This is a genomic window from Paraburkholderia heleia NBRC 101817 (assembly GCF_000739775.1).
Taxonomy (GTDB): Bacteria; Pseudomonadota; Gammaproteobacteria; order Burkholderiales; family Burkholderiaceae; genus Paraburkholderia; species Paraburkholderia heleia.
Map to the genome: position 1 here is coordinate 183,725 of NZ_BBJH01000003.1, position 13,562 is coordinate 197,286.

The following is a 13,562-nucleotide window of genomic DNA, read 5'->3' on the forward strand; positions in this document are numbered from 1 at the left end:
TGTCGGCAACGAACTGGGATGAAAAATCCGGAGCACACATGAAAGTAACGGCAGAGATTCGCGCGCTGATCGAGCGCCGCCAAGCGGGTTACAGCCTGGAGGCGCCTTTCTACCTGAGCGAGGAGATTTTCGCGCTCGATATGGAGACGATTTTCCGGCAACACTGGATCGAGGTCGCCACGGAAGCGGAAATTCCCGAACCGGGCGACTACGTGACCGTCGATCTGGCGGGCGACTCGATCCTGATCGTGCGCGACGACGACATGCAGGTGCGCGCGTTCCACAACGTCTGCCGGCACCGCGGCGCGCGCCTGTGCAACGAAGAGAAGGGGTCGGTGGGCAATATCGTTTGCCCGTATCACAGCTGGACCTACAACCTCACCGGCGCGCTGATGTTCGCCGAGCACATGGGCGAGCAGTTCGACCGCTGCAAGCACAGTCTCAAGCGCGTGCACGTGGAAAATCTCGCGGGCCTGATCTTCGTGTGTCTCGCCGAAGAACCGCCCGCCGACTTCGCGCTCATGCGCGCCGAGATGGAGCCGTACTTGCTGCCGCACGATCTGGCGGGCTGCAAGGTCGCCGCGCAGGTCGACATCGTCGAGAAAGGCAACTGGAAGCTCGTGATGGAAAACAATCGCGAGTGCTATCACTGCGTGGCGAATCATCCCGAGCTGACGATTTCGCTCTACGAGTACGGCTTCGGCTACGCGCGCACGGAAGCCAACGCCGAAGGCATGGACGCGTTCGAGCGCACCTGCAACGAGCGCGCGAAGCAGTGGGAAGCGATGGACCTGCCATCGGTCGAGATCGAAAAGCTTCTGGACGTCACGGGTTTTCGCACGCAGCGCCTGCCGCTCGACCGTTGTGGCGAGTCGCAAACGCTGGACGCGAAGGTCGCCTCGAAGAAGCTGCTCGGCGAGTTTCGCACCGCCGATCTCGGCGGCCTCTCGTTCTGGACGCAGCCGAACTCGTGGCATCACTTCATGAGCGATCACATCGTGTCGTTTTCCGTAATTCCGCTTTCCGCCGGTGAAACGCTCGTGCGCACGCGCTGGCTCGTTCACAAGGACGCGCGCGAAGGCATCGATTACGACGTGGAGAACCTCACCGCCGTGTGGAACGCGACCAACAACCAGGACCGCACGCTCGTGGAGTATTCGCAACGCGGCGCGGCGAGCAGCGCGTATGAACCGGGTCCGTATTCGCCGTACACGGAAGGGCTCGTCGAAAAGTTCTCGGCCTGGTATATCGGCCGCCTCGCCAGGCAGATTGGCGCATAACGCACACGCAAAGCGAAAAAAATGCGGCAAAGAGAGCGGAGTTTGACATGATGCGAGACGCGGCCCAATTCAATCCACTCGATCCCGGTGACAGCCGGGTGACGCGCCCGGCGTTCTGGGGCGCGCTGCCCGAGCGGTGGACGAGCGAGGTCGAGGAGACCCTCGTGTGCTGCCACGTATGGCAGGAAACGCACGACGTGAAGAGCTTTTTCCTGCGCTCGCCGCAGGGCCGCACATTCTCGTTCGAGCCGGGGCAGTTCCTTACGCTCGAACTCGAGATCGACGGCGAGGCCATCAACCGGTGCTATACGATTTCGTCGTCGCCCGCACGGCCTCATACCATTTCCATTACGGTCAAGCGCGTGCCGGGCGGCAAGGTGTCGAACTGGCTGCACGACAACCTGCGCCCGGGCGTTTCACTGCGTGTGCTCGGGCCGGCCGGCGAATTCACGTGTGCACGTCACGCCGCACCGAAGTATCTGTTTCTTTCCGCGGGGTCCGGCGTCACGCCGCTGATGTCGATGAGCCGCGCGCATCACGATCTCGCGGAGGACCGCGATATCGTTTTCGTGCACAGCGCCCGCACCCCCGACGACATCATCTTCGCGCGCGAACTGGAACTGATCGCTTCGAGCCGCGCGAATTTCCGCACGTCGTTCGTCTGTGAAAGAGTGGGCGCGCGCACCGACTGGTCGGGCGTGACGGGCTTTCTCTCCCTGCCGCTGCTGAAGCTGATTGCCCCGGACTTCATGGAGCGCGAGATCTTCACCTGTGGGCCCGCGCCCTACATGAAAGCCGTGCGCGATCTGCTCGACGAAGCCGGCTTCGCGCGCGAACGCTACCACGAAGAGAGTTTTTCGTTCGAAACGCTTACGACGCAAGCCGAGGCGCCGGTGGAGCAGCCGCCGGCGGAATCGTCCGCCGAAACGGCCAGCTTCAAGATCACCTTCGCGAAGAGCCGCCGCGAGATTCAATGCGGCACACACCAGACCGTGCTCGATGCCGCGCGCCAGGCTGGCGTGCGCCTGGCTTCCTCGTGCAGCCAGGGCATGTGCGGAACCTGCAAGGTCAAGCTCGTTTCGGGGCAGGTGGATATGAAGCATAGCGGCGGCATACGCCAGCGCGAAATCGATCAGGGCATGGCGCTGCTGTGCTGCTCGAAACCGCTGTCCGACCTCGTCGTCGACAAATAGCGCGCGCGTCGCGCAACGACAAGAACACGTCGTAAATCGACGTTAGCGGCAGATTGTGGCGGGCGAATCTGCATAGGCACGGGGCGCTTGCCCATATCACAGGAGATCGACCATGAAGCTGACTGCAAAACTTGTTTGGACCGGTGTGTTATCGGCGATGATGTGCTTGAGCGCCCCGGCGTTTGCCGACGGCAAGCCGACCTTGAAGATCGGTTATGTCGAAGGCTGGGACGACAGCGTCGCGACCTCCAACGTGGCCGCGCGCATCATCGAGAAGCGCTATGGCTATCCGGTGCAGCTCGTGCCCGTGGCCGCGGGCATCATGTGGCAGGGCGTGGCGCGCGGCGACCTCGACGCGACGCTTTCCGCCTGGCTGCCCGTCACACAGGGCGCGTACTGGGCGCAATTCAAGGACAAGGTGGTCGACCTCGGCACGAACTTCCCGGGCGCGAAGATCGGCCTCGTGGTGCCCGACTACGTGAGCGCGAAGAGTATCGCCGATCTCAACGCGGACAAGTCGGCGTTCGGCGGCCGCATCGTCGGCATCGACGCCGGCGCGGGCGTGATGCGCAAGACCGACGAGGCCGTCAAGCAATACGACCTCAGCTACAGCGTGATGCCGAGTTCGGGCAGCGCGATGACGGCTGAGCTGGCGCGTTCGGTGGGGTCGAAGAAACCGGTGATCGTCACGGGCTGGACGCCGCACTGGATGTTCGCCAAGTACAAGCTGCGCTTCCTCGACGATCCGAAGAACGTCTACGGCGCCGCGGAGCACGTGGACAACGTGGCCAACCCCGAACTCGAAAAGAAGGCCCCGCAGGTGGTCGCGTTCCTGAAGAGCTTCCAGTGGAAGCCGGGTGAGATCGACAGCGTGATGCTCGCGATCCAGAACGGCGAGAAGCCCGATGCCGCGGCCGACACGTGGATCGCCGCGCATGGCGATCGCGTGAATGCCTGGGCAGGCACGCAGTAATCGCAGGCAAACAACGGCAGGGGGCCCGAAGCGGCCCCGCCAGACCCGTGCCCGCTACGGGCCGCGCGCTGCGATTGTGCTTATGCAGCATGTCATTTTTCTGATGCGGCGCCGTGTCGCTTTTGCGCAAGCGTCTGTCGCAATTCGCCATCCCGGCAGGGTTTTTTCTGGCAACCATGTAGACGTACCGTGCGGGCCGGCGCCTGCCGTTCGAGGAGACGGAGTCGATGAAATCCCCCAAGATCGTGGTCGATGGATTATGCAAGGTGTTCGGACCCAACCCGAAGCTTGCACGTGAGCTGCTCGCAAAGGGCGCGACGAAAGACGAGCTGTTCGCGAGGACCGGCTATGTGCTCGGTGTGAACAATGCCTCGTTCGAGGTGCACGAGGGCGAAATTTTCGTGCTGATGGGGCTGTCCGGCTCGGGCAAGTCCACGCTGATCCGGCTCATCAACCGGCTCGTGGAGCCGACGGCCGGCAAGGTCATCATCGACGGGCGCGATATCGCGGCCGTGCGGCGTTCGGAACTGGTCTCGCTGCGCCGCACCGACATGAGCATGGTGTTCCAGTCGTTCGCGCTCATGCCGCAGCGCAGCGTGCTCGCGAATGCCGCGTTCGGACTCGAAGTGGCGGGCGTGGGCCGCAAGGAGCGCGAGCGGCGCGCGCTGGCCGTGCTGGAACAGGTGGGCCTCGCGGCGTTTGCGCAGAAGCTGCCCGCCGAGCTTTCGGGCGGCATGCAGCAGCGCGTGGGCCTCGCTCGCGCGCTCGCAGTGAATCCTTCGCTCATGATCATGGACGAAGCGTTCTCCGCGCTCGATCCCCTCAAGCGCAAGGAAATGCAGAACGTGCTGCTGCAACTGCAAAAGGAGCAGCGCCGCACGATCATGTTCGTTTCGCACGACCTCGAAGAGGCGCTGCGCATTGGCAGCCGCATCGCGATCATGGAAGGCGGGCGCATCGTACAGATCGGCACGCCGCAGGAAATCATCAGCAATCCTGCCGATGACTATGTGCGGGCGTTCTTCGATGGCGTGGATACGAGCCGCTATCTCACCGCCGGCGACCTCATGCAGCGGGAAGCCGTGCCGCTCATCCGCTCGCTCGACGCAAAGAGCGTGGCCTCTTCGCTCAACGGCAGCGCCGACTACGCGTTCGTGCTGGACGCGCAGCGCCGCATCAGCGGTTTCGTCACGCGCGATGCGATAGGCGCTGCGCAGCCATCGCTGAAGCAGGTCGAATGCATTGCGCTTGGCACGCCGCTGGAGCAAGTGGTCTCGCGCGTGTGCGCGAACACGACGGCGCTGCCCGTGGTCGACGACGAAGGCCGCTATTGCGGCTCCATCGATCAGGCCGCCGTCCTGAAGGTCATTACGCGTAATCGAGGTGCTGCTCATGTCTGAGATCATTCCCATCGGCCAGTGGGTCGATCAGTCGGTTCATTATCTGCTCGACCACGATGCCAACAGCTTCGACGCCGTCGGCAAGGCAATCGAGGGTTTTGCCGCGCTCGTCGAGCACGGCTTGCAGGCCATTCCCATGTGGGCGCTCATGGCGTTCTTCATCGCAATCGGCCTGTGGCGTGTGGGCTGGCGCTTCGCGATCTTCGTCACGTGCTCGCTATTGCTGATCTACGCAACAGGCTTCTGGGACCAGACCGTCGTGACGCTCGGCCTCACGCTCTCGTCAACGGTGATCAGCCTCTTGATCGGCATTCCGCTTGGCATCTGGACGGCGAAGAGCAAGCTCGTGCAAACCATCGTGCGTCCCATTCTCGACCTGATGCAGACCATGCCGGCCTTCGTCTATCTGATTCCTGCCGCGATGCTGTTTGGTCTCGGCCGCGTGCCCGGCATTCTGTCCACCGTGATCTTCGCCATGCCGCCTGCCGTTCGCCTCACGAGCCTCGGCATCAAGCACGTGAACCGCGAGATCGTCGAAGCGGGGCAGGCGTTCGGCTGCACGCCATGGCAACTGCTGTACAAGGTGCAGTTTCCCAATGCGCTGCCGTCCATCATGCAAGGCGTGAACCAGACCATCATGATGGCGCTTTCCATGGTCATCATCGCTTCGATGGTGGGCGCGGGCGGACTTGGCAACGACGTGCTCGCGAGCATTCAGCGGCTGGATATTGGCCTCGGCTTCGAAAGCGGACTTTCCGTTGTGCTGCTCGCCATCATCCTCGACCGGATTACTGAGAGCTTTGGCCGGGCGCCGGGCGTGGTGAAAGCGCCGCTGTTCTCGGGGCTCAGGCAACTGATGCGCGTGCGTCCCGCGGTCGTAGAGGCGTAAGCGTCGTCATTGCACCATCAACCGCCGTTCCCGAGGAGCGCAATGTGACGACCGACATCGTCGTGCCCGAGCCCGAAGTGCGCACGGCATCGTCTCTCCGGCATTTCGGCTTCCTGACGTTGCAGAACTTTTCGATGATCGCGTTTTCCAGCGCGGTCGAGGTTCTGCGCATGGCGAACTACGTGGGGCGTGCGGACCATTACCGCTGGTCGATCTACTCGCTCGACGGTACACCGGCCCGCGCGAGCAACGGCATCACAGTGCGTCCCGCGCAGGCGCTGGACCCGGCATGTCTGCCCGACGTGCTGATTGTGTGCGGCGGCATTCGCATTCGCGAGATCATGAACGAAGGCGTGCGCGCCGCGCTCGCCATGGTGGCGCAGCAGGGCGTGCCGCTTGGCGGCATCTGCACCGGAGCTTATGCGCTGATGGCCAGCGGGTTGCTGGACGGCTATCGCTGCGCCGTGCATTGGGAAGATCTCACGGTCCTGCACGAAGAGTTTCCGCGCGTGCGGTTCGCCGACGAACTATTCGTCGTCGATCGCGACCGGCTCACCTGCACGGGCGGCACGGCGCCGCTCGACCTGATGCTCGAACTCGTTGGCGCGCGCCTTGGGCAAAGTCTTGCCGCCAAGGTATCGGAACAGTTCATTCTCGAGCGGATTCGCGGCTCGACCGATCTGCAGCCTATTCCCGTGGATGCGCGCGTGGGTTTTTCGCGCGCGGAGCTGGTGGAAGTCGTGCGGTTGATGGAGGCGAATATCAAGGAGCCGCTGTCGCTGGAAGAACTCGCGCGGCTCGTTCGGCTTTCGCAACGGCATTTGCAGCGGATGTTCAAGGCGTATCTGAACGTTTCGCCTACGCATTATTACTTGACGTTGCGGCTGAAGCGCGCTCGGGAATTGTTGCGTACGACCGATACTTCGATTTCGCGTGTGACCGCTATTTGCGGGTTTAATTCGCCTTGCCATTTTAGTAAGGCGTATCGGGTGCAGTTTGGGCATGCGCCGAGTCATGAGCGGCGTGGCTCGGAGTGAGTTTTTTGCTTTTTGTTTTTTTGCCTTTTCTTGAATTTGCGTCGGGACGCGGGCGTTGCCCCTGTGCGGGGCGGCACCTACTTTCTTTGCGGCGGCCAGCGGCAAAGAAAAGTAGGCAAAAGAAAGCCGCTCACATCGCCAGCGCCTGCCACAGTTCACCTCTGGCCGTTATCGCCAGTGGCTCCGGAGCGTCTGTCACCTCGCACCATTCTCGTTAGTGACAAAGGGATCATCCGTTCCCGCTGCTCGCTACGCGCGCAGCGGCCGGGCCTGCAAGGCTAAAATTGCCCAACGCCCATAAACTGAAAATCCCCTCTCAAACCTTTGCCAGACAAGGCTTTGACGGTGCGTGTGGCGAGTCTCGACGTGCTGGGAGCGTGGTCAATCCGGGTGGCATTTACGCCGACTGGCGTCGCGTAAAGATCTGCTCGATCTGACGTGTACGCTCATCCGCACTGCACTGGAACGGCATGGCGAGATCGCCGCGATGACGGCTGAGGGCAAACGCGACGATCTGCCAACGCATCCGGCCGATCACGCCACGCGCCGACTGCCCGCCCTCAAGCGGCTGCGCACAATAGCGCTGAACGGCCTTGCGCGAGTCGACGCCTGCGTACCACGCGCGCAATGCGGATAGGCTCGCAGGGGCAGGAAATGACAGGGAAACCGGATCGATCAGCATCCTGCCATTGCAGGCAACGAAATGATCGCGGTGAACCGGCTGGGTGTGACGCGATTTGCGAAAGGTGAGTTTTATCGGGAAACAAGTGCATATTGCTAATAACACTTAGCGACACACCCGCCGTGTTGAGGCACATCAACCTGCTTACCCCGCATGCGCGATAAGCTTGCCAGCGCTTCGCATTCGTTCAATCCTCGCTGACCAAGGATCAATAGAATGCCTATTCCGGCTTATATGTGGCTTAAAGACGATGGCGGTTCCGATATCAAAGGTCCGTCACTGTTCAGGGACGTGTGGGAAGTATCGAAGTGGTTGGTTTTAGCCATGGCCTGAATCTGCCCGTCGATAGTAGCACCGGGAAAATTACCGGAGCCCGTTCTCATTCATCAATGCGCATTGAGAAAGAATTCGATGCCGCAAGCCCTTATCTATACAAGGCCGTAGCGAAAGGGCAGACCCTGAAGTCGGCTGAACTGAAGTGGTACAGGATTAACCACGCGAGTCAGGAAGAAGTGTACTTCATCATGCTGATCGAAGGGGGTGAAGATTACCGGCGTTAACCCCGGCATGGCGAACGCAAAATCCAGTGACTCACAAACCAATCATATTGAACTGGTGTCACTGATGTACGATCGCATCACATGGCATTATACCGATGGCAATATCCAATTCACCGATGACTGGAATGAGCGATAGTTAATATGTCGAATCCATACGCGGCGGAACGGGGCATCCCGAGCGCTCCGCTTTGTGCCAGGTCGAGCATTTCGTTACGGTTTAACGGGCGGTTCCTGACCATGATTGGTCCGGGAGGGCGAGCCTATGCTGCCGTTTCAGGTCGCCCCACTGACGGGGGTGCGTTTGATTATTCTCTTGCCAGACAACACGAGAGCCGCACAGGACCAATTCCCGAGGGACAGTATTGGGTTAAGCCGTCGCAGATGTGGACGAACCACTGGTACAACCTCGCGCCGCTTGCGGCATGGGGAGATCACCGGCTCACGATTCACGTTTTACCAGGCACGCAAACCTATGGTCGTGGCGGATTTTTTATCCATGGCGGCACTCATGCAGGACGCGCAGGCTGCATCAACCTGCACGCCCGAATGGAAGACTTTGTTCGCGTTTTGAAAGACGTAACCGCTGGGTCGCCAGATTGCTATATTCCCCTGACTGTTCAGTACTGATATGGCAAAAAATCGATCTGTTCATGTGCTTTGCGGAGCGGCCTTACTTATTTTTCTGGGATTGGTCATCACATTCAACGTGATCAATTTTGGCGAAGCCTATGGCAGTGGCCCCCCGTATTATTCACGAACAACGAACATGGATAAATGGTCCAGCCCGTTACCACTATTGACGGTGGTCGATGCTGTCTCGGTATTGGCAATTGTTTTGTGTTTCTACATGCTGAGACGAAAAGATTGAAGGCGTGAATAACGAAACCCACCCTTGGGCAAGACATCACCCGCCGCTCAATAGCCATCAGCACTCTTGTTTGACGCGTGAGCTTCCGGTGCAATGGGTTTTCGTAAGCAGAACTCATGACCTCGCAATCCGTCCGCACACATTTCCCCGGACTGCCGGATGCAGGCAGAAGCAGATACTCACACGCCGGACCGTTCACACCGCCTGTCGATCTTCACCCGGCAGGAGATCGACGATCTCTACGGTTTGCCGCGTTTCAGCGACGAAGATCGTCTGACGTACTTCGAGCTGGACAAGCCGGAATCGCGCGCGATCCGGGCGCGCACGGTACCCATTGCCGTTCACGTGGCGTTGCAACTCGGGTACTTCAGGGCGAAGCGTCAGTTCTTCGATTACGAACTGGAAGCCGTGCAGGACGATCTGCAGTATATCGTGTTGCGAGGCATAGTCTCTCCTTGAGAGCATCATATGCCTTGAACACGAAATTACTGACACCCCCGCGAAAACAAGAAAAGCCCAACCCGCGGGGACCCGCAAAAACAAAGAAACCCGCACCACCCCATCAATGCAGCGAAGTACTGACAGTCCCCCCTTCCGCCTCCTGGCCGCCGAGAAGCGGCTCATTACGCAATAGCGCATCAAGATCCGCCAACTGCACAGAATCCTGCCCACTCCGCTGCGCGCGAAACATAACAGGCGGCATCCCGAACTGCTTACGAAACTCACGCCCAAGATGCGAAGCATCCGAAAACCCGCAACTCGAAGCAATATCGGCAACGGTGCGGTCCGAACTCGTGAGCAGCCAGGCGGCTGTGCGCAGGCGCAAGGCGTTGGCGAACGCGCGCGGACTCTTGCCCGTTTCCGCCTTGAAAAGGCGTTCGAGCTGCCGTGGCGAGAGGTTCAGCTTGCAGGCCAGTTCCTCCAGCGGCACGTTACGCCCGACTTGCTGCTCGATCAACAGGACGGCGCGCTTGACCTTCGGATGCGTGGCGGGCTCGAGGCCGGGCGGGTGAGGTTGGGGCGCATTGCCCTTCTGCATTTCGCCGACCAGTAAAATGCGCAGCGCCTTTTGTACCGTCGCGTGGTCGAAATGGCGCAGCAAAATGGCGGCGGCGACGTCGATGGACGCGCGCCCGCCCGAACAGGTAATGCGGCGGCGGTCGATCGCGAACAGACGGTCCGCCACGATGGCGTCGGCATTGACGTTGGGGAAGCGCTCGATGAAGTCCCAATAGTGGAACCAGCTCACGCAAATACGATGACCGTCGAGCACGCCGGCGCGCATCAGCGCGAAAACACCCGTGCAGATTCCGACGACTGTCGTCTCGCCGCTGGCCGCGCGGCGGACGTACTGCAGCGTAGCTTCGCTTGCGTGCGGGCCGGAATGGAGCAGTCCGCCCACGACCACGAGATAGTCGACCGGTTCCGCATCGGCAAAGGTTTCCCACGGTGCGATCTGGATGCCGCAGCTGGCACGCACGGGCGCGAGCGTTTCGCCGATCACGCGCCACGAGCAGCGCACGGGCTTGCTGTAGTCGCCTTCGTCGGCGGACAGGCGCAGCATGTCGACGAAACCGGAAAACGCGGTCAGCGTGAAGTTCGGCAGCAGCACGATGCCGAAGCGGATGCGCTCCTTGGGGGCGGCGTCGACGGAAACGGCGGTGGCGAGTGTGTCGGACATGGAGGCACAGGATAGCGGCGATGCGGTTTCAGTCAAGCTTCCCCGATATGACACCGAGGCGCTTGTCGTTTTCCGCCATCGATCTTCGCAAAAGCGAAATCTCGAAGGAATACACGCCGCATGGCGGCGCGGTTCCGCCGCCCTGGCGGGTTCGTTCTAGCAGCGCCGCCGCCGCTTTGGTCAACTCGTCAGTGGGCACATGGCCCACGCCGCCCCCCATCCACGAGACCTGCCGTCATGCCGCGCACCGCAACTGTCGAACTCAACAAACGCGCCGGTCACGGCGATGCCGAAGCCGCGCTCGCCTTGCTGGAGCAGAGCATGGCGCGCGGGCACGGGCGTATCGGGTTGCTGCGCTATCTGCAGGCGCGTTGCGTGGGCGCGCCGCTCGCGCGGCGGCATCACGACTATGCCGAGCGGGTGGCGAGCAGGATGAGCGAGGGCGCGTTCGCGGCGCTGGTCGCGCAGGCGCAGCGCCGCCACAGCATGGCGGCGTGAATGCCTACGCGCTCGCTCACAGCACGACGGTGCGGCCGTCGTTGATGAAGACCCGGCGCTCGAGAAATACCCGCACGGCGCGCGCGAGCGTCACGCATTCGACATCGCGCCCGACGGCCAGCAGACGCTCGGGGTTCAGCGAGTGGTCGACCCGCTGCACCTCCTGCTCGATGATCGGGCCTTCGTCGAGATCGTCGGTGACGAAGTGCGCCGTTGCGCCGATCAGCTTGACCCCGCGCACGTGCGCCTGGTGATACGGGCGCGCGCCCTTGAAGCCGGGCAGGAACGAATGATGGATGTTGATGGCGCGGCCGGCCAGCTTCTGGCTAGTTTCATCGGAGAGAATCTGCATGTAGCGCGCGAGAATCAGCAGCTCCGAACCGGTCGAGGCGAACAGGTCGAGGATGGCGTTTTCCTGTTCGCGCCGCGTTTCAGGCGTAACGGGAAGGTAGTGAAACGGCAGGTCGTGCTGCTTTGCGAGCGGTTCGAAGTCGCGGTGATTCGAGGCAATGCCCACGATGTCCATCTGCAGCTCGCCCATGCGCCAGCGAAACAGCAGGTCGGCCAGGCAGTGTTCGAGCCTGGACACCATGATGAGCACTTTGGGCCGCACCCGCAGGTCGTGAATGGCCCAGGTCATTTCATGCTTGCGCGCGACGCTCGCGAACTCGTCCCTCAGGCCCGCGAGATCGAAGCGCTCGCCCGCGCCGGCCTGCACGACCTCGTGAAAGACGCAGCGCAGGAAGAAGCGTGTGCTGATGTCGTCGTCGAACACCGTGAGTTCGTCGATATAGCCGCGGTGCGCGTCGAGAAAGCCGGCGACCGCGGCAACCTGCCCGGCGGCGGCAGGGCAGGACAGCGTGAGCACGTAGCGGTGCTGCGGGTTGTCTGTGGGCATGCGCGTTCTCCTCGTGTCGTAGTGCGTCCGCTGCGACTTGCGCTTCGTGCCGCGGCGCTGGCTTGATGGCGCAAGTAAGCCATCAATCGGCGCGCGGCACATAGAACCCACGCGCTGTATCGCGAGAATGAATTCGCCAACCGGGCGACACGCCTGCGCGGACGCATCGCCAACATGAAGCAGGTCGCTTTCTCCCCGTTGGCTGTCGTATTCCTGCTATCCGCCGCTTTTTTCTTCGGCAAGCATGGGGCTGTGGATAATCTGGAGCGGAGATGGAGAGTTACCTGGGGCTGCAGGCGAGCGCGTTGAACGGGCAGCGTGCCGCGCTTTTTCGCGTGCGCACAGCGGTCGCCGACGTGTATATGTCGGTGAGCCGCTCGAACTACGGCAACGAGGAACGGGCCGTGGTCGAAGTGGATTGCACACGCCTCTTGAAGCTCTGGCGGGACGGGCCGCGCGGCGAGCACGCCGGGCTCGCAAACGGAACGCCGCAGACCTGGCGCGCCGACCCGCGCTTCGAACTGGCGGCCGAGAGTTTCAGCTTCGGCGAGCAAGATCCCGTGCCGCTTGCGGAAGTCAGATGCCCGGCGAGCGCCGCCGTACCGTACGTTGCATTTACGGATGGTGTGATGCGGACCCTCTGGCTAGCCGCTTACGCGGCAAAGTCCTTTCCGGTGGAATGCGGCGTGAACGACGCCGAGGCGCTGCGGCACCTGGCTGGCACCGCTGGCGGCCGCTGGTTCAGCGTTGCCGAACTCGTTCCGCCGCAAATCGCTTGAGCCCGGGAATGGGGCGGTACCATCAGTGCGCGAGCGTCCATATGAGCGACACGGAAAAGGCGCCCACCACGACGGACGCGCAGCGCTGGAAGTGCGCAGGGCGAATGAACGGCGCACGGCCGTTGCGCGGCGCCGCGCCAATGGCGATCCACGTCAGGCCAATGGGAATCAGCAAGACCGCGAAGATCGCCATGGCCTGGAGCCACGTGATGACGCTCGCGAACGCCACGGGCGGAAAAATCGAACCGGCGAACAAAATGGCCTTGGGATTGAGCACCGTGGCGCTGAACAGCGTGCGCGTGCCGACCACGCCCCTGGCGGACGTTTCGAGCGAGTTCGCCGTGAACCAAAGGCGCAAGGCGAGCCACGCCAGATAGAGGCTGCTGGCCACGCGCAGCACCTTTGGCAGCCAGCCCAGCGATTGCGACGCATGGGTGAAGCAAAGCCCCCAGAGGGTAATCGACACCAGGTAGCCGGCCAGTTCGGCTGCGGTCAGATGCGCGGAGCGCCGCAGGCCCTGCCGCAAACCGGCGGCGGCCAGCAGGGTGTTGGTCGGTCCCGGCATCAGCAGCACGATCGCGCAGCCCGAGACCATCAGCCAGATAGTGGAATGGGAAAGCATGGGGGCGGAGGGAGATAGAGGGCCGGATTATTGGAAGCTGACTGTAGGGCGATATGGCAGTCAGTGACTAAAACTGCCCCGCGGTGCCCGCATTCTACGGCTTGCGCCGATGTATATCCTTATTTCGACCGCGTCCGGCGCCCTAAACTATCGACCGATATTCGTCGGGCCGAGAGCGGCATTTGCCGTGGCAAATGTGTGC

Annotated in this window: 14 protein-coding genes and 1 pseudogene; 11 read left to right on the forward strand and 4 right to left on the reverse strand. The window is 62.0% G+C overall.

Features of this window, described 5'->3' with window-relative positions; translation table 11 throughout:
* The first annotated feature begins 38 nt into the window (after nucleotides 1-38).
* The 6 genes and pseudogenes from BHE01S_RS02760 (at nucleotide 39) to BHE01S_RS02785 (ending at nucleotide 6,772) form a co-directional block, all read left to right on the forward strand.
* Nucleotides 39-1,280: an aromatic ring-hydroxylating oxygenase subunit alpha gene (locus tag BHE01S_RS02760; protein ID WP_042260329.1), complete on the forward strand. Its 1,242-nt coding sequence runs from the start codon at nucleotides 39-41 to the stop codon at nucleotides 1,278-1,280.
* A 47-nt stretch (nucleotides 1,281-1,327) separates the two neighbouring features.
* On the forward strand, nucleotides 1,328-2,473 hold the full coding sequence (locus BHE01S_RS02765) for a hybrid-cluster NAD(P)-dependent oxidoreductase (RefSeq protein WP_042260333.1): 1,146 nt from the start codon (nucleotides 1,328-1,330) through the stop codon (nucleotides 2,471-2,473).
* Between the two features lie 112 nt (nucleotides 2,474-2,585).
* Nucleotides 2,586-3,446: a glycine betaine ABC transporter substrate-binding protein gene (locus BHE01S_RS02770; protein ID WP_042260335.1), complete on the forward strand. Its 861-nt coding sequence runs from the start codon at nucleotides 2,586-2,588 to the stop codon at nucleotides 3,444-3,446.
* 114 nt (nucleotides 3,447-3,560) lie between these two features.
* Nucleotides 3,561-4,846, forward strand: a pseudogene (locus tag BHE01S_RS02775) (quaternary amine ABC transporter ATP-binding protein); the annotation flags it as partial.
* Nucleotides 4,839-5,735 (forward strand): choline ABC transporter permease subunit, encoded by an 897-nt coding sequence (gene choW, locus BHE01S_RS02780; protein WP_042260339.1) that lies wholly within the window; start codon nucleotides 4,839-4,841, stop codon nucleotides 5,733-5,735. The pseudogene BHE01S_RS02775 and the gene choW, both read left to right, overlap by 8 nt.
* Before the next feature lie 44 nt (nucleotides 5,736-5,779).
* Entirely contained in the window at nucleotides 5,780-6,772 is a 993-nt protein-coding gene (locus tag BHE01S_RS02785; RefSeq protein ID WP_042260342.1) for a GlxA family transcriptional regulator, read from the forward strand.
* A 397-nt stretch (nucleotides 6,773-7,169) separates the two neighbouring features.
* Here BHE01S_RS02785 and BHE01S_RS02790 read toward each other — a convergent pair whose 3' ends face one another.
* Nucleotides 7,170-7,454, reverse strand: coding sequence for a hypothetical protein (locus tag BHE01S_RS02790; protein WP_052405662.1), 285 nt, complete (start codon nucleotides 7,452-7,454; stop codon nucleotides 7,170-7,172).
* Nucleotides 7,455-7,747: 293 nt separating this feature from the next.
* On the opposite strand from BHE01S_RS02790, the gene BHE01S_RS39735 reads away from it, so the two are divergent.
* The 3 genes from BHE01S_RS39735 (at nucleotide 7,748) to BHE01S_RS02800 (ending at nucleotide 9,341) form a co-directional block, all read left to right on the forward strand.
* Nucleotides 7,748-8,014 (forward strand): Hcp family type VI secretion system effector, encoded by a 267-nt coding sequence (locus BHE01S_RS39735; RefSeq protein WP_407669451.1) that lies wholly within the window; start codon nucleotides 7,748-7,750, stop codon nucleotides 8,012-8,014.
* A gap of 381 nt (nucleotides 8,015-8,395) precedes the next feature.
* Nucleotides 8,396-8,641 (forward strand): DUF2778 domain-containing protein, encoded by a 246-nt coding sequence (locus tag BHE01S_RS38905; RefSeq protein WP_245639623.1) that lies wholly within the window; start codon nucleotides 8,396-8,398, stop codon nucleotides 8,639-8,641.
* 400 nt (nucleotides 8,642-9,041) lie between these two features.
* Nucleotides 9,042-9,341, forward strand: a complete 300-nt coding sequence (locus tag BHE01S_RS02800; protein ID WP_042260346.1) for a DUF4158 domain-containing protein — start codon at nucleotides 9,042-9,044, stop codon at nucleotides 9,339-9,341.
* Nucleotides 9,342-9,444: 103 nt separating this feature from the next.
* Here the strand turns inward: BHE01S_RS02800 and BHE01S_RS02805 are convergent, their stop codons facing one another.
* Nucleotides 9,445-10,563, reverse strand: coding sequence for a GlxA family transcriptional regulator (locus BHE01S_RS02805; protein ID WP_042260348.1), 1,119 nt, complete (start codon nucleotides 10,561-10,563; stop codon nucleotides 9,445-9,447).
* 237 nt (nucleotides 10,564-10,800) lie between these two features.
* Here BHE01S_RS02805 and BHE01S_RS02810 point away from each other — a divergent pair, with 237 nt between their 5' ends.
* A complete protein-coding gene (locus tag BHE01S_RS02810) occupies nucleotides 10,801-11,061 on the forward strand; it encodes a hypothetical protein (protein ID WP_042260349.1) in 261 nt (86 codons plus the stop codon).
* Nucleotides 11,062-11,077: 16 nt separating this feature from the next.
* On the opposite strand, the gene purU is transcribed toward BHE01S_RS02810, so the two are convergent.
* Nucleotides 11,078-11,959 carry a formyltetrahydrofolate deformylase gene (gene purU, locus BHE01S_RS02815; RefSeq protein WP_042260724.1) on the reverse strand — a complete coding sequence of 294 codons (882 nt, stop codon included), beginning with the start codon at nucleotides 11,957-11,959 and terminating at the stop codon, nucleotides 11,078-11,080.
* Between the two features lie 272 nt (nucleotides 11,960-12,231).
* On the opposite strand from purU, the gene BHE01S_RS35930 reads away from it, so the two are divergent.
* The gene (locus BHE01S_RS35930) at nucleotides 12,232-12,738 is read left to right on the forward strand and encodes a plasmid fertility inhibition factor family protein (protein ID WP_052405664.1); all 507 of its coding nucleotides are present in this window, start codon (nucleotides 12,232-12,234) and stop codon (nucleotides 12,736-12,738) included.
* Nucleotides 12,739-12,760: 22 nt separating this feature from the next.
* On the opposite strand, the gene BHE01S_RS02825 is transcribed toward BHE01S_RS35930, so the two are convergent.
* The gene (locus BHE01S_RS02825; RefSeq protein WP_042260353.1) at nucleotides 12,761-13,360 is read right to left on the reverse strand and encodes a LysE family translocator; all 600 of its coding nucleotides are present in this window, start codon (nucleotides 13,358-13,360) and stop codon (nucleotides 12,761-12,763) included.
* Nucleotides 13,361-13,562 lie beyond the last annotated feature (202 nt).

Bases quoted from the DNA above. Each gene is read 5' to 3' on its own strand.
- BHE01S_RS02760 (WP_042260329.1), top strand. From the start codon at position 39: ATGAAAGTAACGGCAGAGATTCGCGCGCTGATCGAGCGCCGCCAAGCG.
- BHE01S_RS02765 (WP_042260333.1), top strand. From the start codon at position 1,328: ATGATGCGAGACGCGGCCCAATTCAATCCACTCGATCCCGGTGACAGC.
- BHE01S_RS02770 (WP_042260335.1), top strand. From the start codon at position 2,586: ATGAAGCTGACTGCAAAACTTGTTTGGACCGGTGTGTTATCGGCGATG.
- choW (WP_042260339.1), top strand. From the start codon at position 4,839: ATGTCTGAGATCATTCCCATCGGCCAGTGGGTCGATCAGTCGGTTCAT.
- BHE01S_RS02790 (WP_052405662.1), bottom strand. From the start codon at position 7,454: ATGCTGATCGATCCGGTTTCCCTGTCATTTCCTGCCCCTGCGAGCCTA.
- BHE01S_RS38905 (WP_245639623.1), top strand. From the start codon at position 8,396: ATGTGGACGAACCACTGGTACAACCTCGCGCCGCTTGCGGCATGGGGA.
- BHE01S_RS02800 (WP_042260346.1), top strand. From the start codon at position 9,042: ATGCAGGCAGAAGCAGATACTCACACGCCGGACCGTTCACACCGCCTG.
- BHE01S_RS02805 (WP_042260348.1), bottom strand. From the start codon at position 10,563: ATGTCCGACACACTCGCCACCGCCGTTTCCGTCGACGCCGCCCCCAAG.
- BHE01S_RS02810 (WP_042260349.1), top strand. From the start codon at position 10,801: ATGCCGCGCACCGCAACTGTCGAACTCAACAAACGCGCCGGTCACGGC.
- purU (WP_042260724.1), bottom strand. From the start codon at position 11,959: ATGCCCACAGACAACCCGCAGCACCGCTACGTGCTCACGCTGTCCTGC.
- BHE01S_RS35930 (WP_052405664.1), top strand. From the start codon at position 12,232: ATGGAGAGTTACCTGGGGCTGCAGGCGAGCGCGTTGAACGGGCAGCGT.
- BHE01S_RS02825 (WP_042260353.1), bottom strand. From the start codon at position 13,360: ATGCTTTCCCATTCCACTATCTGGCTGATGGTCTCGGGCTGCGCGATC.